Source organism: Citrobacter amalonaticus (genome assembly GCF_001559075.2).
Lineage (GTDB): Bacteria > Pseudomonadota > Gammaproteobacteria > Enterobacterales > Enterobacteriaceae > Citrobacter_A > Citrobacter_A amalonaticus_F.
Window position 1 is genome coordinate 4,341,499 of record NZ_CP014015.2, and the last position, 22,515, is coordinate 4,364,013.

11 protein-coding genes are annotated in these 22,515 nt (G+C 53.1%); 5 read left to right on the forward strand and 6 right to left on the reverse strand.

Annotation, left to right across the window (positions count from 1 at the left end):
* Positions 1-41: 41 nt before the first annotated feature.
* The 4 genes from AL479_RS21030 to AL479_RS21045 form a co-directional block, all read right to left on the reverse strand.
* Positions 42-5,225, reverse strand: a complete 5,184-nt coding sequence (locus tag AL479_RS21030; RefSeq protein WP_061077506.1) for a hypothetical protein — start codon at positions 5,223-5,225, stop codon at positions 42-44.
* 7 nt (positions 5,226-5,232) lie between these two features.
* A complete protein-coding gene (locus AL479_RS21035; protein ID WP_061077507.1) occupies positions 5,233-10,524 on the reverse strand; it encodes a hypothetical protein in 5,292 nt (1,763 codons plus the stop codon).
* A 50-nt stretch (positions 10,525-10,574) separates the two neighbouring features.
* Positions 10,575-10,871, reverse strand: coding sequence for a hypothetical protein (locus AL479_RS21040; RefSeq protein ID WP_061077508.1), 297 nt, complete (start codon positions 10,869-10,871; stop codon positions 10,575-10,577).
* A 201-nt stretch (positions 10,872-11,072) separates the two neighbouring features.
* Entirely contained in the window at positions 11,073-12,185 is a 1,113-nt protein-coding gene (locus AL479_RS21045) for a DUF2235 domain-containing protein (RefSeq protein ID WP_061077509.1), read from the reverse strand.
* A 565-nt stretch (positions 12,186-12,750) separates the two neighbouring features.
* On the opposite strand from AL479_RS21045, the gene AL479_RS21050 reads away from it, so the two are divergent.
* Both AL479_RS21050 and dosP read left to right on the forward strand, forming a co-directional pair.
* Positions 12,751-14,133, forward strand: a complete 1,383-nt coding sequence (locus AL479_RS21050; protein ID WP_061077510.1) for a diguanylate cyclase — start codon at positions 12,751-12,753, stop codon at positions 14,131-14,133.
* Between the two features lie 27 nt (positions 14,134-14,160).
* Positions 14,161-16,566, forward strand: coding sequence for an oxygen-sensing cyclic-di-GMP phosphodiesterase DosP (gene dosP, locus AL479_RS21055; RefSeq protein ID WP_061077511.1), 2,406 nt, complete (start codon positions 14,161-14,163; stop codon positions 16,564-16,566).
* A 56-nt stretch (positions 16,567-16,622) separates the two neighbouring features.
* On the opposite strand, the gene AL479_RS21060 is transcribed toward dosP, so the two are convergent.
* Both AL479_RS21060 and hdeB read right to left on the reverse strand, forming a co-directional pair.
* Positions 16,623-18,554 (reverse strand): methyl-accepting chemotaxis protein, encoded by a 1,932-nt coding sequence (locus tag AL479_RS21060; protein WP_061077512.1) that lies wholly within the window; start codon positions 18,552-18,554, stop codon positions 16,623-16,625.
* Between the two features lie 157 nt (positions 18,555-18,711).
* Positions 18,712-19,041, reverse strand: a complete 330-nt coding sequence (gene hdeB / locus AL479_RS21065) for an acid-activated periplasmic chaperone HdeB (protein ID WP_042319050.1) — start codon at positions 19,039-19,041, stop codon at positions 18,712-18,714.
* Positions 19,042-19,443: 402 nt separating this feature from the next.
* Between hdeB and AL479_RS21070 the strand changes: the two genes are divergently transcribed.
* Genes AL479_RS21070 through AL479_RS21080 form a run of 3 tightly spaced genes read left to right on the forward strand, consistent with a single transcriptional unit; the run spans position 19,444 to position 22,478 of the window.
* Complete coding sequence (locus tag AL479_RS21070; protein WP_061077513.1) at positions 19,444-20,310, forward strand: MurR/RpiR family transcriptional regulator; 867 nt, start codon at positions 19,444-19,446, stop codon at positions 20,308-20,310.
* Positions 20,311-20,324: 14 nt separating this feature from the next.
* Positions 20,325-20,912 (forward strand): D-alanyl-D-alanine dipeptidase, encoded by a 588-nt coding sequence (gene ddpX / locus AL479_RS21075; protein WP_061077514.1) that lies wholly within the window; start codon positions 20,325-20,327, stop codon positions 20,910-20,912.
* Between the two features lie 15 nt (positions 20,913-20,927).
* Positions 20,928-22,478, forward strand: coding sequence for an ABC transporter substrate-binding protein (locus tag AL479_RS21080; RefSeq protein WP_061077515.1), 1,551 nt, complete (start codon positions 20,928-20,930; stop codon positions 22,476-22,478).
* The last annotated feature ends 37 nt before the right edge of the window (positions 22,479-22,515 follow it).

Sequence of the window (22,515 nt, forward strand, 5' to 3'; positions counted from 1 at the left end):
GTCACGAAAAGAGAGCCACCGTACTCTCTTTTCATTGCCATTTATGGATTTAGTCTCCAGCTCCAGCGCTCACTTCGGAGTTGGCCGCTGTCATCATAGGTCTGCACATCGCCCTTTTTCTGCGACCAGTCTGTGAACGTTGCGATGAGTCGTCCTCCCCCCCCCACCAACGCCAGTTGATCGCCGTCAAGCAGGGTGCACAGACCACCAAGCAAGTCTGTAGCCCAACTGAGCGTATCAAACACCCCGGTTTCTTTTGTTTTTTGGCAGCGCCATCCCCGATCTTCATCAACATTCAGGCTGAAAGACTTCTCTTTCCCCTCTTTTGTCTTGAGCACGACATTGGGCTTCGGCCAGTTACCATCGTGTGCAGGCAACGGTGCTGTGGTAATGGGACCAATAATTTCAGGCAACCAGCGAACCTTCGCCTCTTCACCTGAGCCATCCGCATTCTTTTCGGGAAACAGCTGCGCCTGCAGGGCCGTCCAGTCCGTTGGCAAACAGTCGGTATATTGAAACTTATAGATGTAACCGATTGAGCCATCGGGCAAGTTGTCCTTTATCGGCGAATCGGCCATATAAGAATGGAAGCGCAGTTGCGGATAGCGCGTTTTATCCGTTATGGGATCGCGCTGCGGGTAATAAACACCGGTCAGCCTCCCCAGTTGCTGGCCGGGCATCGGTGCCGCCACGTCATTAACAGGTTCAAACACCAGTAACAGGTGAAAGGTGCCTCCCCCCGGTTTGATACAAGGCTGCTCCTCTTCCCCTGTCCCGGTTTTCTTAATCGGTTCCAGGGGTTCAATCAACAAATCGCGGGAAATGTTTTCACTGGCTTGTATCTCGCTGCTACGGGTTAGCGTAATGGCATGTTCATGATTTGGCAGCGATTGATCGTACTCGGCCTCAATCGCCATCCGGAAGGACTGCCGGGAAATGGCCAGATGGCGGTACGGCATACCAATAAAGGTCAACCAGTGCGACTCGCCGTAGTCGCTGAGCAACAGGCGGCGGGCGTGACAATCCCCTGCGTTTTTCAACGCCACGGGCAGCGCAGATTTTATCGGCAACCCGGTCGTCGCCTCGGTGGTTTCCCACGGCGAATAACGCTTAGCGGTGGTCCATTGCTCACTACCAAAGGCCATGACCTGATCGATCACCTGCAACCCCCAGAGCATTTCAGCCGTTTTGCCCCACTGACCTTTGTGCCAACTGCACAGCAGACGGCGTGAGTCGTTTACATCGCCCTGTTTTTCCAGTCGTTTTCCTCCGGGGAGATGCATTGTGAGGAGAAAATCGGTGCCAGGAGGAACCTCGACGACGAAATCAAATGGAACGCGATCGTCACCCTCTTCCCGGCGTCCGAGTAACCAACTCTGCCCATCCGCGCTGAGGGGGAATTCATCGCTGAGCGTCCATTTTTCGTGTGGGTCGAGCATTCGACGGATGCGAATCTTCGCCATTATCCAGTAAGCAAAAACGTCATGGCCTGTCGGACGGACAATAATGGCCGTCTGCGCCACTTTCGCATTACTGTCGGTGTCAAAGGTCAGGCCAAAGGGACGACCGACCTCAATTCCCCAGTTCATCACGGGTGCAGGCTTGACCGGCTCGCCCAGTTGGGTGAACCAGCTACTGTCAGGCAGATAAAGCGTCAGTTTCTTCGCCTCATCCTCACCCTGATCCGGCCCTGCGTGGAAGACAGGATTGGGGCCAATTTCATTCACGGTAGCATAACGGGTCGCTTCGAGATCAATGTCGAAGGTTTCACCGACGCCGCTGTACTGCGTCAACGAATCCGTCCGACACAGCGCGTCATTCAGACATACCAGCGCACCATTTGCGCTGGTACGGATCTCCGCCAGATTTTCCTTCTTCCGGGCCATCACCGTGCGAACCAGCGGAATGGTGTCCTGAATGATCGGCGGGCCGAGTCGCAGTGACGGATCGTTCCAGTTGATCCGCGCTGGTACAACGGTCCCTTTAGCCACAATCGTGTTCTCAAGTTCCCGGACCACCTTGCTATCCAGCCAGCTGCGATAACGCAGGATCGGGCGCAAGATGCAGGCAAAAAAACGCGCACCGTGATAACCCGGCAATCGCAGGCGACACAGTATCGCCGGCTCAGCAAGAGAACCAAAACGCCAGTCCGTCGGTCGTGCCGCGCGGTTGGTTTGCAGAATATGACTTTGCGTTTCACGTAATGACGAGGTACCAGCGAACGCTTCGGCCCACTGCTCGAGTTGGGTGTTGTCATCCAGTCGTTTTGGTAACGCCAGTGGATAGCCCGTCCAGTGCCATTCGTGTCGCTGCACCAGAAACCCCTTCAGCCAGTTTGCATCGAACCCCTCTTCCACCTTCAGATGTGCGAGGATATCAGACTCTTGCGTCGCGAAACTGAGCTGTTTCTGAATTGCTTCCAACGCCTCATTCGTGGTCTTAAGCAGAGTGCCTGCGTCGGGTAAACATTCAAACAGGTGCACCACAGGTGAGAACCCACGGTACGCCTCCCCGCTCCACAGTGGTTGCGTCTTGTCGATGGCCAGGTCTGCCATCCGGATATCTTTCTCAGACGTAAAGTATCGCTCTGGTACCAGCGACCAGACGGTCACCGTGGCAATCGTTCCGGGCTTCAGTGTGAGTGCGATCTCGCCCTTGTTGACCACGACGGTTGACGACGTTCCCGACTCAACACGAAGTGTGGCTGGCGTTAAAAAACCTCTGACTGCCATATAATCAGGTTCAACGAGGGTATTCACTTTGCTTGTGCCGTCATCAAACTCCACACTCAGCCCGATGGCCCGAACGGCAGGATGGCGTGGGAGATCGACACGATCCTCAGGCCGATTTTTCGGCGTTTTGCGAAGCTTACCTGTTAGCGTGGTGCGCAGGGCTTTGAGCTTCTGACTTTCCTTGAGGTCAGGTATGAGCAATGCCTGACTGATATCGGCCTCCATCCACCTTGTCAGAACCTGTTCTGTGGCATCCGGAGGGGTCAACGTCAGCGTGACGCTCCTCAGCGCGCTGCCGTTCCAGCCGGGTTTATCGTTGCAAATAACAGCAACGCGAGGACGTTTGCTCCCTGCCACTAAACCTGTCTGATTCCAGGCGCGGGATTCCCCTTCCATTAGCCACGGATCAACGGCCTTCTCTGCTGACTGAAGCGTCACGGCACCCGGCGCAACCCGGCACAGATAAAGATATCCCGCAACCGGTTTCGCCTTCTCATCCTCACCGGGTAAAAAATTCAGTTTGCTGGCCTCTTTGAGTTCACACGGGTTGCCACTGATTTGAAAGTGCTTGCCCAAAACCTGTCCGCCATTGCCGATTGCCGTTCCTGTTACCCAGTAGCGAAAACCATAGGCTAACGGAGGGAGGCGCCACGGGGAGGTGTAGGTATCTGAGTTTTCTTTCGGATCTTCAGGCCAGCCAAAATCGAGACAGTCGACGCCGTCTTTGAGGCTCACTGCGCCACTCAGCGGTGCGCCAGAATAGGCAAACGCCACCATTTTGCGACCGTTTTGCATGGTAGCCCCTACGGTGTCGCTAAAGCGCTGTTCGAGCGGCGTCCATTTTCCGTGAACTTTCACCTGTAGCGCCGTATCCGTCAGCCATGCGCAGCCTAATTTGTGTACGATCTGTTCTTTCCCCATCGCCATGGCGACGGCATAGCCGCGAATGTCCCGATCGTCATAGGCTCCGGCTGGCGAGCAAACCTCAACCGCTAAATCGCGCTCCTCCCCGAGACTGTTGACCTGTTGCGTACCCGGCAACTGTAAATGCTGCTGTAGTACCTGAAAGGCTGCACTGATGCTGGCATTCTGCGCGTCAGGTTTTTTGCATTCCACCAGCAGAGCCAGCATCTCCTGATAGCGGTCGCTGAGAACGGCGACCTGGGGTGACATCTCTCCCGCAATCCAGAATTCGATGCCGGTGCGCAGGGTTTCTGTTGCTGCGGGTGCTGATTCAGACAGATGGTAAAACCACCAGTTCGCCTGCAATTGCGCAATGCTGTGGTCTGCATAATGAAGCGATATCAACGGATACCAGTCGCCAAACGTGCCTGCCGGATGACTGGCATAATTCACCGCCACAGCAGCCAGCCATGAGGTCATCATTATCCGTCGGCCATCGGCGGTACTTAACATCATCCCTACGTTTAGCGCAAAGTCGCGAAGGGTGTTACTGTCGGCAATGGGTTGCAATAGCCGGTGTTCACCTGCCCCGGCGTGATTAATGGCCTCCCGGAGGGTTCCCCAGACCCTGTCGTTATCGTCCCATTCCTCTAAGGGAATCACCACCGGATTGCTATCCTGAAGACGATCCCAGAACCAGAAATGCTGAATCGGATTATTACGGGTATCAGAACGCAGATATCCGGGGCCGAGCGTACGGTTCAGCAGTTGGTGTTTCTTAATTTCTATCTTCCATTCATCATCATTTGTGTTGGTGGCAAGTACCTGAGCCAACATCGGCAGCGGTGCCAGAACCGCATCGGCCAGCCAGGCACGCATCCCCGTTTCCGTTCGCTCGGCACTCTGCAGTGTCGGCGTCAGCGTCACGTCAACGGCGGGTTTGATCGGTTGCATCACGACAGTGAACGCAGGCAAACCTGTGTAAGGTTCATCCTCTTTCTGCGTCTTCGCCTCGTAGCTAATCGTCACGATATCGTCCGTTGTGATGGATCCCACTGGACTGAAAACGATAGCCTGGCCGTGATGAGTAATGATGAATTCCGGAGCACAGGCATCAGGTCGTGTTGAATCGTTGAGGGTAAAACGTCGGGTCATCCCCAGCATATCCTGACTCACGCCGGCCGGTAACAACGTCAAGGGAGCAAACAGGTGCGGCAGACTGATTTCACCAGGACTGGCCTGTGCCAGCGCAATGTCGGCGGAAAACGGCTGCTGACAACGGCTGCACTTTTGCCTGATTTCGTCCGCCATCTTTTCCTGTAAACCCAGCGGATCGGTCAACGTAGTGGGTGGAACTGGCGTGACGAGCGTCAATTTTCCCTCAGAGATCAATGCCCAGCCGGTAATGCGCATCTGCCAGGGCCAGAGCAGAGAACCGACGGTGTCAATCACCGTCTGTCCGTCTGGCGGTGCATCACCTGCGGTTATTTCGCCCGTTGGCACCACCCAGTTAACCGAGATTTGACGCTTATCATCCACCAGCCCTTCATCGTTGCCATGCATCATCCAGCTAAACGTTGTTAATGACATAGACACCTCACAAATCCTGTTCAACTGTGCGGGAAATATGTGCCGTGTAGCACCAGCAAACTTCAATGGAAATATCCAGATGTCCACGCCCTTTCATGCGCCCGTTGTTATGCTCGACCTGCACCAGCAGATTCAGATACGCAGTCAGATAGCCCAGTACCTTCGCACTACCGGTCATTTGCACACCGGCGGCAAAAAAGTTCTGTGATGCTGTGGAAGAGAAACCGGCTTCAACAAACAGGCGAATGGCATAACTCCCCTCAGCGACGCCGGCAAGGTTGAACGTTTTCGTCGAGCTCAGCGCCACACCAATCGATGCCTCATACACGGGGATCAGCTCGCCGTTCTTGTACGCAGCCGCTGCCCGGGTCGTCAGCCAACCGCCGCCGCCATAGACGCCTATCTGCATGGAAACCGGGGAGGCTTTTTCACCAATGCCAAAGTAGGTTTCAATCTGCATCAGCCCGTCGTTCATGTTCAGACGAAACCCGGAGGCCAGTACCGATTTGCCCAGCGAAACACCGCCATACTCCAGCGGACCAAATGCCTGTTTCTGACTCACCGCCGCCCCCGTTGGCATCCCGGCGTTGTTTTTAACGATTTCCACATTGGGAGGAAGCTCAGGCATCGCGCCACGCAACACATCGCCGATGAATTTCAGCGCGGAATGTGGCTCAATATTCTTCGGATCGATATCAAACGTAAAGCCTGTGGCCTCGCTGTACTGAATACGGGCCTCCGCAAAGGTCACCAACGGCTGACCAGAAAAGTTAAGGATCCAGTCGCCGCTGAACAGCGCCTGGGTGCGGGTTTTGGTCGCATCACCGACGGAGATATCGACATCACTGGTGGCCACCAGCTTCGGTTTACGGACATCAAGACTCAGCGCGGAGATCTCAAACAGTGACTCTGTGCTCGTAAACTGATGATCAATGACCGCTTTGATACTGGCGCTACGCGTTTTGGGATCGATGTGATGGCTGATGCGAATGGCATCATCGGGTAAGTCCGGCAACTTGAATTTCTTAAAGAAGTTCTCAAAATCCATCGCCGTATTACGAATGATCTGCGAGAAATTAACGCCCTGAAGCGAGACGGGCACAATGTTACCGTTTAGTTCACAGGACGGAATGGTCAGCCCCAGTTCCTTAATCCCCGACTCTACTTCACGAAGTCGGGCCACAAACGGCGACGTTTCGATCTGGTCTTTTACATCATCGAAAATATATTCAATGTTGTCGGTACGAATGGTCAGTTGTGGAAGCGCTGGCGGATCCGAAAGCAGCTTCATCAGTTTGATGGCCTGTCCGGCTTTGGGAAACGCATCGGCGATGACCGAATTTGCTTCCTTTAGCGCCGTATCGATGACTTTCGCATACTCGCGGCTTTTTTGATCAAACAGTCGCGTGGCCTGATCAACAAACTGCTCACGGATCTGCCGGATCGTATCCACTACCTGTTTTTGCAGATCGTTGACGAAAGAGAGCCATTTCCCGGCGTCCGATAGTCCATTAATCAGCGTTATCACTTCCTCTTTGCGCCGTGCCAGTTCTGCCTGCACGACTTCGGTATTGTGACTCAGTAATACGATGGCCTGTTTATTAACCTCATCGAGCCCGGTGGAGAGTTCCCCAATGGCCTTATCTATCTCGTTGATAAACGTCTGGTTCCAGTAGTCAGTAAAGGCGGTTGAAAACGGCGAGCTGTTGACGAAGGGGGTGACGATCAGAGACTGGTTTAGCGCGTCCAGCGCCGCGACAAAGTCAGCAAATTGTTTATCAATCGAATTTTTCTCTTCAATGTTCTTGAGCAGCGCCCGGTACGCAACGCATGCCTGTTGCCATTGTTGGAAGAAGGTTTGCTTTAGATTATCGGCGCCGAAGAGGTTGCCTTGCAGGGTGTCGATGGCGGCGAGTACCGACTCCAGCCTCGTGGCAGTATCGCGTATTACCTGCCTGTTTTTCTTCTCAAGCAGACTCAGCGTGTCATCCAGTGGCGTCAGCACAGGTGGGATTCGCTTTTCCAGTTCAGCAATCTGGGCATCCCGCTCGCTGATGTTCCTGATGTGTTCTGGCACCTTGTCAAGAGTCGCGGTAAATGCAGAAACGGCTCGTTTCAGATTGTTCAGCGGCAACATGAGCAGATCGCGCAGATGCTGAGGCCCCTGCCATTGCGAAGGAAACGTCAGCGCGTTGATCGCGGTGCAAATATCGTCAACACGCTTCATGTTATCACTCAGAGCAGCCGCTATATTGCTGCAATACGTGTCGACCGCCATGAGCAACGCATCGCGATCCTTTATCTCCAGCAGCGCCTTATACTCCTCATTCGCACGCGTAATAATGGCATTCAGTACCGGATGCAGAGCATCAACCTGATCGGAAACCTCTACACAAAAGCGGTGCAAATTCTCAATGACCGCTTTCACGCCGTTCAATGATTCGCCGGAGCGTCTGACAAAAGTCTGTACGGGGAGATTGAGGTAACGATTCGCCAGCAACGACGTTATGCTCTCCACCTCATGATTCGGATCGCGGATTGTCGATAACGTTGTCAGCAAATCATCGATCGCCGCATGCCCCTGCGCGCAGAGTTCATCGACCATCGTGACCGCCAGAGATCGCGCCAGACCGAGGCTCTTTTTGACGTGATCAATGGCTTCGCCCTCACCATGCGTAATTTTTGCAACCTCGATATTCAGCCGGTTGCTACATTCTGCAAAGACGTCATTGACTTGTTTGAGCAGGCGCACTTTGAACTTCTCAACGTTGTTCTCCTCATACAACGTCCAAAGCTTTTTGGCATCCTGTAACAGCGTCTGGAGGGTCGCGTCCAGACTGTTAAGCTCAGCGCTGTATGTCGCGTGCTGGGTTAGCGCCTCAATCTTATCTTTCAGATTCCCCGTTTGCTTACTCAGATCCACCCTGCGTATCGCAAGCGTACGTTCAATCTGCATTGTGCGAATACTGGCGACCAGTTCTTCTGTGCCGCGACCATGCACAATGTTAGAGACGCCTTCCGGACGTAATGGCATCGAAAACCGGGGATTGGCCAGGGCCTGTAGGGTCAGGCTGGGAACCTGATGATATCCCAGAAGTTTGTCTGTCGTGGGGCGTGTCATGCCACCAAAGCAGTAATGCTCGTCACAGTCGATCGCTAACTGCGCCTCCCACTTGTCCGTATCCGCTCCGGCACCCGCTTTGGTGTTAGTAAAAAAATAGAGATGCTGCGGTTGGTCGTGCCAGTGCTGCGTCAGCTCATCGCCTCCGCTCCGCGCAACCGGCCCTGCCCACGGCTTAACATAAAAACCGGAGCTGTCCAGTTCGTTAAACAATGGGATTTCGTAGCCCGCTTCAACATCGTGTCTCCATGCGCCATTGACGTAAATGCGCTGCGTGGCGAAATGAAAGGCGTGCAGACATCCCGGTTTATTGGTTTCCGCAGACGTTTCACTCTCGAAAAGGCGATACGGTTCGAGGATCTCAATGTACTCCTCCATTTTGCGCAGTAGCGGACGCCCCAAAAATTCTTCCGCCTTCTGCTCCCCGGCAAACTGTGCGCCGGGCGCTGCGCTGCGAGAATAAACCACCACATGACGCGCTTTGTTCCAGACAGTGGCTATGCGGCCATAACGCGTTTTCACCAGTCGTGACAGCTGACCGTTTTCAACGCTGGCATCGAACTGCGTGCGTCCCTCATCAAAGGTCGCCTGCACCGCGCCGGTTGCACCAAGCGATGAGAGCGTCAGTTCCAGCAAACGCACGGATTTCGTGACAGGAGTGCGTAACACCGCCATCAGTTCGGAGGCGAATTCGATGGAGTACAGCAGTCCAATCGGCAGCGTCCGCGCGGTGGCGGGCTCGCCGATATAATCATCCAGTTCTTTGCGCTGGGACTCATCCAGCGATACCGAGGCAGGTAACGGATAAACGGCAACGGCCCCCTGCCTTTTGCCGCGCACCAGGGCGCTAAGACCTTCTGTCAGATCCAGCTTACGCTGCGGGTAGTTCGCATCTTTCAGTGTGAACCGGGCCAGGCGATTGATGAAATTTTGTCGAGCAGCGAGATGGTCCGTTCTCAGCGTGTTGATGCGCGCATTCAGTTTATCAATATCTTTCTGCGGTTTATGGCGAAAATAGGCTTCCAGCAACGGACTCATGGCAAAGTCCTGTTCGCTTACCGGCAAGGCAATCGCGGGTTGCCCCAGTGCGCGGGCGATCTCAGAAACAATCACCGTGCGCTGCAATTCAGGTGTGCGCAGATAGGTCAACTCCAGCGGATAGACCATCTCACTCACCATCCGCGTCAGTTCAGCCTCCCGTAGAATGGATAACGTATCGCCAGGATGTACGGTATAGCGTCGATCCAGACGGGAAGGACGCACCGTCAGTTCAGTACGGCGAGAAAAGCGAAACGGAAGCGGTTGGCCTCGAACAATGGGACTGGCCTGTCCGGCGGGACGAAAACGATCCCCGCGAACCATCGCTTCGCCCACTGCCTGCGGCGGAAAATTCAGGGAGACGCTCTCGATACCAAACCGCCACTGTGCCCCGTCAGGATCGTCACTCTTCCATTGCGCAATGATGTTGCCGGCCTCTTCAGTCAGCGTCGGTTGTTGTAGCTGCGAGACAATAAACGGGGTGTGGTTAATCTGAATCGTGGTCGCCTGCCGGAGCGTAAGAATGCGCTCCGCCTGTTCCAGCGTCAGAGTCCACGTGGTATCTCGCCCGGGCTGTCCGCCTTCGCACACAATTTTCAGACTGGCTCCGGCCTGCTGGTCGGCGATAACAATGGCTTCACCGCAGTTGGCGCTGAAATAATGCAGCTCATCCCCGGCTTCATCCGCTGTCATGTTACGCAGGGCTGAACGATGCAAATTTGATTCCGCCAGAACCGGCGACAGACTGACGCTGTCCAGTTGCAGCGTCAGTTCATAACGCATATTAAAGCTGTTTTCTGTCAGGAACAGGCTGACTGCGTGCCCGGACGTCGCCAGGTTCAGAGCCAGTCCATCAAAATAGACCGTTTTTCGCGATTGACTGTGAAGCGCTACGTTGTCGGCGGTGCGCTCAGAGAATTCAGGATACTTTTTCGATGGGGACCAGCGAAAACCAGGACTCTTACTGAGAGCAAACGTGACGACCACAGGGTCGTTCTTATCCACATCAAAGTTTAACTGGAGGTTGTTATCCTTCGTGAACATCGGTAAAAGACTGACCCGGTCGCTACGTCGACTGCGGCGCCAGCCCGCTTCGATGCTTTCCATCAAGTCTTGCCAGGCGGTGGTGAGTTCTGACATTGCAACCTCCAGGGAATAGTGAAGACGACACTGCGGTATCCGTCGAGCGATCACTCCCGGGACACGATCTCCCAGTTCAGTTCACCCTGTGGAAATGTTCCTCCCGGATCGTTCTTCCCGCCCTCTCCGTCGCTTTTGTCGGGGAAACCCGTCAGAAAAGCCACTGGCGTGACGCCAAGCCCCATTAACAGAAAATCGTTAAGCATCGGCCCCTTGTCGATAGAAAAAACATCAGGTTGCTCTGACATCCATTCTGACTGTCCAGGAAGAAAAGAAATGTCGATTGTTAAGCGGGCAGAATGTCCGTCGGAAGCGGTAATTTCTACGGTATAACGAGTGCTCATCATTTAACTCCTGAACAGGCGGGATAGCATTATTTATGCCAGTAATACATTTCAGGATAGTGTAATGATTTAATGGGTTACTCTAAGAGAAAAAGATTATTCAACCGATGGGAATCATACTGAGGCATTAATTTAATAACCCTGTTCGCGAATATTCAGAACAGGGTTATTAACGGTAAAGATAACCAGGCAAAACGTGTATTTTCAGGGCAAACTTGCGATACCCGGATCATCCCCTTCGACCGAATAATAGCGAGGAAGATTAGGCGGCCGATAATCCGGATTCGTGTTCATCAAATTGACCACCGACGCATGCACGCTGATGGCGCCCGTCATTGGCCGCGGTACCGGCTGACCAAACGGCGGCATCGCCCCAATTTTGAGCTCACGTTGATGATCTTCTCCGGTCCAGACCAGGCGTGGGAGCCATTCGGCAAGTTTCCAGCCCAACAGCATCGAGTCGTGAATGGCAGGAAATCCCGGGAAGCGAATCGACAATTCTTTTCTGGCGCGGGAGAAATCGATGCGTAGTCCTGCACGCCAGGCCTCCCCCAGCATCCAGCGAAAAGCCGTCAGCGCCAGTTGTGCCTGCGGTGGCGGATACCCCCCGCCAACGTCAGAATGTACCCCGGCAAACCACACCTCTTTAAGATCCGTTTTCACATCGCTATTTCTGCGCCAGAGATGCTGGCGAAAGAAGCAGCGCCGCTCGTCAATAGACACCGCATGACGGACGATGTCGACGGCGGGGTTCTTCGCGGTATAGGGAATGATCACCGGATCATAAATCCAGCCCACCGACTTCACCGTATCAAACAGGCCCAGAAAATGGACGTTAACCCGCCGGCCAAAAGTCGATTTGAAGCGCGCCTGCAGTTTGAAGTCCGGCGCATTATTCTCCCCGCTCCTGGCCAGCAGCATCGCCCACGCATAGTCAAAGAGATGTGCCTGATGACCGTCGACAATACCCGCTGTGTGAATCAATGCCGCCAGCGCTCTGGCGGCATAGGCACCGCGGGAAAAACCGAACAGATAGATTTCGTCACCCGCCCGGTAATTCTCCGCCAGAAAATGATACGCCCCTTCGACATTACGTTTGAGCCCCCAGCCAAACGCCAGTCCGCAGATCCGCGACGGCAATTTTTGCCATTCAAAAAGCGTCTCCTTGACGCCGAACGTTCCGACGCCCTGATCGTAATAAGTCAGCACGTCTGCGCTCCCTTTCGGCAGTGAGCGCAACAGCCGAATCACATTCGTCGGTTTATGACTGAAGCGATTGCCCGTGCCATCGAGAAAAATAACCAGTTGCCGTCCCATCGTAACCTCCACTGTTTCGCTGCGGATATGCTGTGACTGAAGAGAAAGTAGAACGCAATGTACGTTCTGAAGAATTGTTGGCGATCAACGCTACGGTAAATGTTCAATAAATGACGCGATAAAGAATAGTTAAATACACGCTAATTATTTCCCGGAGTAAAAAACGGGATTTATTACATAATGATGACGCTATTGCTCAACAAATCGCTCATATTATTTTATGATTTGAAAAACAGACTGACATTCAAAGATTCTGTGAGCTACCTTATGTGGGTTACATCATTACTCTCAACGATCAAACGGATGGACTATACTTTTTAGATGTTGATTAGTGTTAAAAGTCGCTTAAAAAGGATTTTTCTTGCTACTTTTGGCTATATCTATAATTGTTTCAGGCTTACTTCGCCTGAACGCATGAAAATATGGCTTAAGGCATTACACTATCTCATTACTGTCATCCTGTCCCCTTTCAGGTGTTTTGTGATTTAGATTCGTCTTACTATCCAGACTGTGCTTATGACCCTGGCCGCAATGTTGTTCGCTAACCACTGTAAGGATCTACATCATGGAGATGTATCTTAAGAGAATGAAAGATGAATGGGTCGCACTGGTTGAACAAACCGACCCTCATATTCGGAAACTTGCTTCTGAGATAGCGATTGCGCATGCCCACGCATTGAGCATTGAGTTTTATCGCATTGTTCTCGCCGATCCGCATGCTGAGGAGTTTTTGAGTAATGAGCAGGTTGAACGCCAACTCAAAAGTGCACTTGAAAAGTGGATTGTGGATGTGCTATCCGGCGAAGCCGATAATATTGATGAACTGATAAAAGTACAGCACACGGTTGCTGAAGTGCATGCGCGTATTGGTATTCCGGTCGAACTGGTCGAAATGGGGTTCAGGGTTCTGAAAAAGATCCTCTATCCGATCATTATTGATGGTCAGTATGATTCAGTTGAAAAACTTCAGGTTTATCATTACTCGATAAACAGTATCGATCTGGCAATGGAAGTGATGTCCCGGGCCTTCTCCTTCAGTGAAAGTACTGCCGCCAAAGAAGATGAAAACTATCGTATTTTTACCCTGCTGGAAAATGCGGAAGAAGAGAAAGAGCGGCAAATTGCCGCCCTGCTTTCATGGGAAATGGACATTATCTATAAAGTGTTGCTGGATTCCGACCTCGGTAGCAGTCTGCCCTTAAGTCAGGCGGATTTTGGTCTGTGGTTTAATCACAAAGGACGCCATTATTTCAGCGGTATTGCGGAAGTCGGTCATATTTCGCGTTTAATTCAGGACTTTGACGGTGTGTTTCATAGCACCAGTAGTACGGCCAAAGCGCTGAACAATAAAGCATCACGGGTGAAGTTCCTGCTGCAAATCCGCAATTCTGTCTCGCAAATCATTACCCTGCTGCGTGAATTGTTTGAGGAAGTGTCCCGCCATGAGGTGGGGATGGATGTGCTGACTAAATTACTCAACCGCCGCTTCCTGCCGACCATTTTTAAGCGTGAAATTGCTCATGCTAATCGCGCCAATACTTCGCTCTCGGTGTTGATTATCGACGTCGATAAATTTAAAGAGATCAATGATACCTGGGGACACAATACCGGTGATGATATTCTGCGTCGGGTTTCTCAGGCTTTTTATGATAACGTACGCAGCAGTGACTATGTTTTCCGCTACGGTGGCGATGAATTTGTTATCGTGCTCACCGAAGCGAACCAGACCGATACGCTGCGTACCGCTGAGCGTATTCGCAGTCGCGTTGAAAAAACCAAAATTAAAGCGCCGGATGGCGAAATCATCCCACTTTCACTGTCAATTGGCGCCGCCATGTTTAATGGTCATCCGGATTACGAGCGCTTAATACAAATCGCTGATGAAGCGTTGTATACGGCAAAAAGACGGGGCAGGAATTGTGTTGAACTCTGGAAACCAGCCTCCTGATAAATATCCGGATGCAGGGGTAAAAAAATGAAGCTAACCGATGTTGAAGGCTCCGGAGACAGCATTTTCTTTCCTGCTCTTGAGCAGAATATGATGGGAGCAGTATTAATTAATGACAATGACGAAGTGTTGTTTTTTAATCCGGCAGCGGAAAAACTCTGGGGATATCGTCGGGACGAGGTGATCGGTAACGGTATTTCGATGCTCATTCCCCATGATTTACGCCCGGCACACCCGGATTACATTCGTCATAACCGTGAAGGCGGTCAACCCCGCGTGGAGGGCATGAGTCGGGAGTTATTGCTGGAACGCAAAGACGGCAGCAAAGTCTGGACGCGTTTTGCCCTGTCAAAAGTGAACGTGGCAGGCAAGATTTTCTATCTGGCGCTTGTCCGTGATGCCAGCGTCGAAATGGAGCAGAAAGAACAGAAACGTCTGCTGGTGCTGGCGGTCGATCACCTCGACCGTCCGGTGATTGTGCTCGACCCTGCGCGGCGTATTGTTCAGTGTAACCGTGCGTTTACCGAGATGTTTGGCTACGGGATCACCGAAGCGGCAGGCCAACAACCGGATGATCTGCTCAATATTCCCGAAGAACCGTCGGATAATCGCCTGAGACTCAAACAGTTACTCGGGAAAACGACGCGCGATCAGGATGAGTTTCTGGTGATCACCCGTGCAGGTGAAAAGATCTGGATTAAAGTGTCTGTCAGTCCGGTTCACGACCCGCGTAGTGAACTGCAAAACCTGGTCATGACCTTTTCCGATATCACCGAAGAACGGCAGATTCGCCAACTCGAAGGCAATATTCTGGCGGCGATGTGCAGCAGCCCGCCGTTTCACGAAATGGGCGACATTATTTGTCGCAATATTGAAGCGGTGCTGCGGGAAACACATGTTTCACTGTATGCGTTGAAAGACAACGTCCGCCAGTTCTGGGCGGCATCATCGAAAGAGATTGACGCAAAAGCATTGAACGTCTGGACGCTCACCATCCGGCAACGGGATGGTGAGCCAGCCGGGACGCTGTTAATTAAAACGGCGAAAGGAAAAGAAACCAGCGCCTTTATTGAACGCGTAGCGGACATCAGTCAGCATATGGCGGCCCTGGCGCTGGAACAGGAGAAAAGCCGTCAGCATATTGAGCATCTCCTGCAGTTTGATCCGCTCACCGGTTTGCCCAACCGCAATCATCTGCACTCCTACCTCGATGATCTCATTAACGGCGCGAAAGCGTTTTCGCCGGTGGTGTTTCTCATCAGCGTCGATCACTTCCAGGATGTCATCGACAGTCTCGGCTACGCCGTGGCCGATCAGGTCTTGCAACAGGTCATCAATAAAATCCGCGAGCGGCTCAAACCCGAGCAATATTTGAGCCGTATCGAAGGCACGCAGTTTGTACTGGTCAGTGACGATAACGAAATGAGTAATATCACCCAGTTTGCGGATGAACTGATCAATATCGGCAGTGAAGCCACGCTTTATGACGATAAACCCTTCCCGCTGACCTTCAGCATCGGGATTAGCGATGAAGCGGGAAAAAATCGTGACTATCTGCTTTCCACCGCCCACAACGCGATGGATTTTATTCGTAAAGCGGGCGGCAACGGCTGGCAGTTCTTCAACCCGGAAATGAACCTCGCGGTAAAAGAGCGTTTGCAGCTCGGCGCCGCGCTGAAAAACGCCATTGCCAATAACCAGTTGCGGTTAGTGTATCAACCGCAGATCTTTGCCCAGACCGGCGAGCTGTATGGTTTTGAAGCGCTCGCGCGCTGGAGCGACCCGGTGCACGGTCACGTGCCGCCCAACCGCTTTATTCCCCTCGCCGAAGAGACCGGCGAAATTGAGAACATAGGTCGCTGGGTGGTCAGAGAAGCGTGTCGCCAGTTGGCGGAATGGCGCACGATGTCGCTGTCCATTCCGACGCTGTCGGTGAACCTCTCCGCCCTGCACTTTCGCAGCAATCAACTGCCGGACCAGGTGTCGGAAGCGATGGTGGAATTTGCCATTCCGGGCGATCAGCTGACGGTTGAAATCACCGAAAGCATGATGATGGAGCAGGATGAAGAGATCCTCAGGCGCATTGAGATCTTACGCAACATGGGGGTGGGACTGTCGATCGATGACTTTGGCACCGGTTTTTCCGGCCTCTCACGGCTGGTCAGCCTGCCCGTAACGGAATTGAAAATCGATAAAACCTTTGTCGATCGCTGCCAGACCGAGAAACGCATTCAGTCTTTACTGGAAGCGATTATCAGCATTGGGCAAAGTCTGAACCTGATGGTCATTGCCGAAGGGGTTGAAACGAAAGAACAATTTGAGTTATTGCGCTCGATGAATTGCCCGGTGATTCAGGGATATTATTTTTCCCGTCCCATACCGGCTGATGAAATCGCCGACTGGATGAAGACGGCGCTACCGTTGACGATCTGATATGCAGAACATGCCCGGTGGCACTATCGCTTACCGGGCATTCCATCACCAGAACATTACGGCAATTTAAACGACGACACCTGGAGGGCCAGCTCTTCGGCTTCCGCTTTTAAGATCTGCGTACGCGCCGCTGCATCGTCAATCAACGAGGCGTTCTGCTGGACCGTGCTGTCCATTTCCGTGACGGCAAGTGTCACTTCGGCGACGCCTTTACGCTGCTCTTCCCCCGCGACGCGAATTTCCCCCATTAACTGACGCACCTGACGAACATGCCCCACCAGTTCCTGTAAGCGATCACCGGCATGATGAATTTGCTGGCTGCTGTTATCGACGTGCGACACCGACTCATCAATGAGCGCTTTGATTTCCTGGGCGGCGGTCGCGCTGCGCTGCGCCAGCGTTCTCACTTCAGACGCTACCACTGCAAATCCACGTCCGGCATCCCCGGCGCGAGCCGCTTCCACGGCCGCATTGAGCGCCAGAATGTTGGTCTGGAAGGCAATGCTGTCAATCACTGAGACTATCTCAACCATTCGGCCCGATGAGGCGCTGACGTTATCCATGGTTGAAATCACTCCATGCATGACATCGCCGCAGCGGTTGGCCGTTTGCGCCGTGCTTTCTGAAAGTTCATCCGCCAGTTGAGTGTTACCCGCATTCTGATGAACGGTCGCATTAAGCTGTTCCATTGCGGCCGCACTCTCTTCCAGCGCGGCCGCCTGCTGGGTGACCCGTGTAGACAGCTCGGTATTACTGTCGGCAAGGCTAACGGCGTTATTCGCCACCACTTCACTGCTGCTGCGCACCGTAAGCATAATGGCGGCAATTTTGTCCACGAAGAGGTTAAACGCCTCCGCTATCGCTGAAATTTCGTCCTTGCCCTTCACGTCTAAGCGCCGGGTCAGATCGCCGTCTCCCTGCGCGATATCGTCCAGCGCCTGCCGTGTGTCGTCCAGACGAGCAATCAACCGGCGGACAACCAGCCAGGAGCCCACCAGCAGCAGCGTCATGACCGGGATCAAAACTTCAAGAACATCGCGCATCATCACTTTCGCCAGCCCGACGATGCGTTCTTGCGGTGTTACCAGTCCCACCACCCAACCGGTATCGGCCATCGGGAACAACATTACGCGTGACGGTGCGTTCAGAATGCCATCATTTTCCAGCGCCACGGAGGTGACATCGGTGGTTGAGGTGCGCAGTTTCTGCAAACGTTGAGCGACAGGACTCAGCCAGCCTGATGCCTTCACCAGATCGCCGACGGTCCTGGAGTGATCCCGATCGTTTTGTGGGAAATAGAGAATTTGACCCTGTTTATCAACGACAAAGGCGTATCCACCGGTGCGTCCACCCTGCTGCTGCATAAAGCTGGCAACGTTATCGAGTCGAATATCGGTGGTTGCCACACCGGCGAATTTACCCGCCAGTTGATACGGAATGCTGCAGGTCACCATGTTGATCCCGGAAATGGCATCCTGATAAACATCAGACCAGACACAGTTTTCCTGCGAATGGCCCTTCGCGCCCTGATACCAGCTTTCGTTATGGTAGCCGTTGCCACCTGCTGCGTTGTATTCGTCGGAATACACCAGCTTATCGTCGCTACCGCGCGCCCAGAAAAAGCTGCGCTGCGCAACACCAGGCGTAAACGCGTCCGGTTCAGGCCAGATCCCGCCCCCGGTAATGATCGAATTATTTTGTTCGCCGAGAAGATGCGGCACGACGGCGCGGTACAGCGCTTCATCATTTGGCAGGACTTCGGCCAGTCGCGACAAACTTACGGTTTCTCCCTCAATACGTGACAGGACGCTGCTGAGTTGACGCGTCAGGCCATGCCCGGTCTCCTCGATCAACGCCGTATTGACTTCAACGACGCGGGGTTGCCCGCGCCAAAGCATAATGACAACAATCACTAACGTCGTTACGGCAAGTAACGCGATCCCCCCGAGTGTCAAACGAGTCGAAATACGTGACGGATACCAGACCATATAAACATCCTTTTATTTTCAGGCTAATTTATATTCAGTATCGGCACGTGTTTTTAGAGCTTTATACAGAATTCCGTATTGTCTTAAATTAATAATGTGACGTTGTCACATATAGCAAAACCCAGCACTCTGGCTGGGTTTAAATAAGTGCTTAATCTTATTTGCTTAATTCTTTTTTGATTTCATCTTTAATTTTAGTCAGTTCGCTCTGCGGATGTTTTTTACAGATTTCAACGGTTAAAGGAACCGCAGTTGTCACTGTTTCATCGAAAGTGACGTAGTCGCCGCCTTTAAAGTCTTCATCTTCGTTTAATACCCAGAAAGCAACCGGCGCCATCGTCTGCGGGTTCAGGTCGATGAACTCCTGGCAGCTCATGCTCTTAGGCGTGACGTCGGTTTTCGCGTCAGTCGTTGCTGCATTGACGCTGACACTGGTCAACAGCGCTGCTACTAAAATACCTGCTGTAGAAAGGGAAAATTTGTTCATTATGATGGCTCCGTTAATGATATAAATAACCTCTACATGAGCGCTTTAAACCGTTAATGTAGAACGAAGAGAATAATACCGCTCCCTTCTCAGAAATAAATACACCCATACTTGTTATGGCTGTTATTGATATTTCCCGGTACCGATCCTGATGTTTGCCGTTTATTTCGCCGCGAGAGTGTGATCGCGCCTGCGTATCCGGCAGATAACCGCCCTTTAGCCTTACCGTTGCACCAAAACTGCACTACGCTGCACAAATGTTGATCATAAGTTAATTAATGCGGCATCAATTTAACAATTGACGCCTGTCGCGGCGGCGTTTTTGAACATGGCACGCGTCCTGCATTGTTAATGAACTAACAGTGAGCGGACTTTTGACAGCCTGGTAACAGCGAGACGGTGATGACAGCAAAACCTGAGTTACTGACCCGAATTGAACAGACCTTCAGCCTGCATACGCCGAGTGAAAAGCGTGTTGCCAGCTGGCTGTTGACCCATGTGGCGCAAATCCCGTTTGAAACCGCCGACAGCATTGGCAAAGCGACGGGTACCAGCGGGATTACCGTTGGACGCTATCTGCGCAAAATCGGCTATCGAAATCTGGAAGATGCTAAAGCCAGCCTGCGTGAACTGCCTTCTGTCCCCTATCAGCCCTGGGGCATGAACGAGCGTCTGGACTCCTGGCAACAACAGCAACAGTTGCCGGACCGCGCACGTCAGTCGCTATCGCTGGAGATTGACGCGATCGCCCATGTTTATCAACTGGCGCAAGGGGACGCTTTCCAGCGTATTACCCGGCAGCTGGCGCAGGCGGAAGCGGTGTATGTGCTGGGGATCCAGTCGACGCGGGGGATCGCCAATGCCTTCTTCAGTCATCTCGAATATCTGCGTCCTCGGGTGAACTACTCCGAAGGGCTCTCCGGCAGTTGGGTGGAATCCCTCAATTCCGGGTTTGAGAAACCGTATGTGGTGTTGACCGATACCCGCGCTTACTCCGCCATTGCCCGGCAGTACTGCCGCGTCGCCAGCGAGCGGCACATTCCGCTGGCGCTGATCACCGATGTCTGGTGCCCCTGGGCACGGGATTACGCCATCGATTTACTGCAGGTGAAAACGGACACCGGACACTTCTGGGATTCGCTGGCGCCGGTGAGCTGTCTGTTTAATCTTCTGCTTTCCGGCGTGGCGGAACAGCTGGGCGATTCACTTACCGGGCGGCTACAGACCAACCGCCAGTTACAACAAGAATTTGGTCAATTCGAACAATAAACAGGAAACGTGCTATGTCTGAAACTCCGCAACTGGTCGATCTGTCGGTGATTTTTCCGACGCTGGATATCGACCTCAAATATGCGACCGCCGATAACCTGACCGGCGCGCCGATTTATCGCGAATCGTGCTGCCTGCTGCACCAGGATGCGGTCACCGCGCTGGCGAAAAGCATCAGCATTGCGCAACTGGCGGGCCTTTCTCTGGTGGTTTATGACGCCTATCGTCCGCAACAGGCACAGTCCATCCTGTGGGATGCCTGCCCCGATCCGCAATATGTGGTCGATGTTGCCATCGGCTCGAACCACAGTCGCGGAACGGCCATCGACGTCACGTTGAAAGACGCGAATGGCAAGATCCTCGATATGGGGGCGGGTTTTGATGAAATGCACGACCGTTCACATGCGTATCACCCTTCTGTTCCTGCCGCCGCGCAGCGTAACCGGCTGTTACTCAACGCCATTATGTTTGGCGGTGGCTTTGTCGGCATCAGCAGCGAGTGGTGGCATTTTGAGTTACCTGCCGCGAGTCGTTATCCGCTGCTGGAAGACTGTATTGCCTGCTTTCCCGTTACAACCACAACAACACACACCTCTTTTTGATTCCGGAGCGTCGTCATGAAATTAACTTCGTTGTTTCGTCCCGCGTTGATTGCCGTTTCCCTGGCGATGGCCCTGCCTGCGGTCCAGGCTGCCGTCCCGAAAGACATGCTGGTGATCGGTAAAGCCGCTGATCCGCAAACCCTTGACCCGGCGGTGACTATCGATAATAACGACTGGACGGTGACCTACCCGTCCTACCAGCGTCTGGTGAAGTACAAAACCGAAGGCGATAAAGGCTCTACCGAGGTAGAAGGTGACCTGGCAAGCGGCTGGAAATCCTCTGACGACCAAAAAGAGTGGACCTTTACGCTTAACGATCAGGCCAAATTTGCCGATGGTTCCCCCGTCACCGCTGAGGCGGTGAAACAGTCCTTCGAACGTCTGCTGAAAATCGGTCAGGGACCGGCAGAAGCGTTTCCTAAAGATCTCAAGGTAGACGCTGTCGATGCGCACACGGTGAAATTTACCCTCAGTCAACCGTTCGCTCCGTTCCTTTACACGCTGGCCAATGACGGCGCGTCGATCATCAACCCGGCGGTGCTGAAAGCGCATGCCGCGGATGACGCCCGTGGTTTTCTGGCGCAAAACACCGCAGGTTCCGGGCCGTTTATGCTGAAAAGCTGGCAGAAAGGCCAACAACTGGTGCTGGTCCAGAATCCACATTACGCTGGTCCAAAACCGAACTTTACACGCGTATCGGTGAAAATTATCGGTGAGAGCGCGTCGCGCCGTCTGCAACTGTCGCGCGGCGATATCGACATCGCGGATGCCCTGCCGGTGGATCAGCTCAGCGCGTTAAAACAGGAAGGCAAAGTCGCCGTGGCTGACTATCCGTCGCTTCGCGTGACCTATCTCTATCTGAACAACAGCAAAGCACCGCTGAATCAGGCAGATCTGCGTCGGGCGATTTCCTGGTCCACCGATTATCAGGGAATGGTGAAAGGGATCCTCAGCGGCAACGGCAAACAGATGCGCGGGCCGATCCCGGAAGGCATGTGGGGCTACGATGCCTCTGCGTTGCAATACAACTTTGATGAAGCCAAAGCGAAAGCGGAATGGGACAAAGTCGCCAGCAAACCCACCAGCCTGAGCTTCCTCTACTCTGACAACGATCCCAATTGGGAGCCGATCGCCCTTGCCACTCAGGCCAGCCTCAGCAAACTGGGGATTACCGTGAAGCTAGAGAAACTGGCGAACGCCACCATGCGTGATCGCGTGGGTAAAGGCGATTACGACATCGCCATCGGCAACTGGAGCCCGGACTTCGCCGACCCCTATATGTTCATGAACTACTGGTTTGAGTCTGACAAAAAAGGACTGCCCGGTAACCGCTCGTTCTATGAAAACGCCGACGTCGACAAGCTGTTGCGCAGCGCGCTGAGTACCACCGATCAGGCCGCCAGAACTAAGGACTACCAGCAGGCGCAAAAAATCGTCATTGATGAAGCGGCCTACGTCTATCTGTTCCAGAAGAACTACCAGTTAGCGATGAACAAAGAGGTCAAAGGCTTCGTGTTCAACCCGATGCTCGAGCAGGTCTTTAATATCGGCACCATGAGCAAATAAGCCACGTTAATGCGGAGCCGTACTGGCTCCGCCAGGG

What these genes read in the sequence shown, in the direction of transcription:
- ddpX (WP_061077514.1), top strand. Translation starts at nt 20,325, where the DNA reads ATGTCTGAAACTCCGCAACTGGTCGATCTGTCGGTGATTTTTCCGACG.
- AL479_RS21035 (WP_061077507.1), bottom strand. Translation starts at nt 10,524, where the DNA reads ATGTCAGAACTCACCACCGCCTGGCAAGACTTGATGGAAAGCATCGAA.
- AL479_RS21080 (WP_061077515.1), top strand. Translation starts at nt 20,928, where the DNA reads ATGAAATTAACTTCGTTGTTTCGTCCCGCGTTGATTGCCGTTTCCCTG.
- AL479_RS21060 (WP_061077512.1), bottom strand. Translation starts at nt 18,554, where the DNA reads ATGGTCTGGTATCCGTCACGTATTTCGACTCGTTTGACACTCGGGGGG.
- hdeB (WP_042319050.1), bottom strand. Translation starts at nt 19,041, where the DNA reads ATGAACAAATTTTCCCTTTCTACAGCAGGTATTTTAGTAGCAGCGCTG.
- AL479_RS21050 (WP_061077510.1), top strand. Translation starts at nt 12,751, where the DNA reads ATGGAGATGTATCTTAAGAGAATGAAAGATGAATGGGTCGCACTGGTT.
- dosP (WP_061077511.1), top strand. Translation starts at nt 14,161, where the DNA reads ATGAAGCTAACCGATGTTGAAGGCTCCGGAGACAGCATTTTCTTTCCT.
- AL479_RS21070 (WP_061077513.1), top strand. Translation starts at nt 19,444, where the DNA reads ATGACAGCAAAACCTGAGTTACTGACCCGAATTGAACAGACCTTCAGC.
- AL479_RS21045 (WP_061077509.1), bottom strand. Translation starts at nt 12,185, where the DNA reads ATGGGACGGCAACTGGTTATTTTTCTCGATGGCACGGGCAATCGCTTC.
- AL479_RS21040 (WP_061077508.1), bottom strand. Translation starts at nt 10,871, where the DNA reads ATGATGAGCACTCGTTATACCGTAGAAATTACCGCTTCCGACGGACAT.
- AL479_RS21030 (WP_061077506.1), bottom strand. Translation starts at nt 5,225, where the DNA reads ATGTCATTAACAACGTTTAGCTGGATGATGCATGGCAACGATGAAGGG.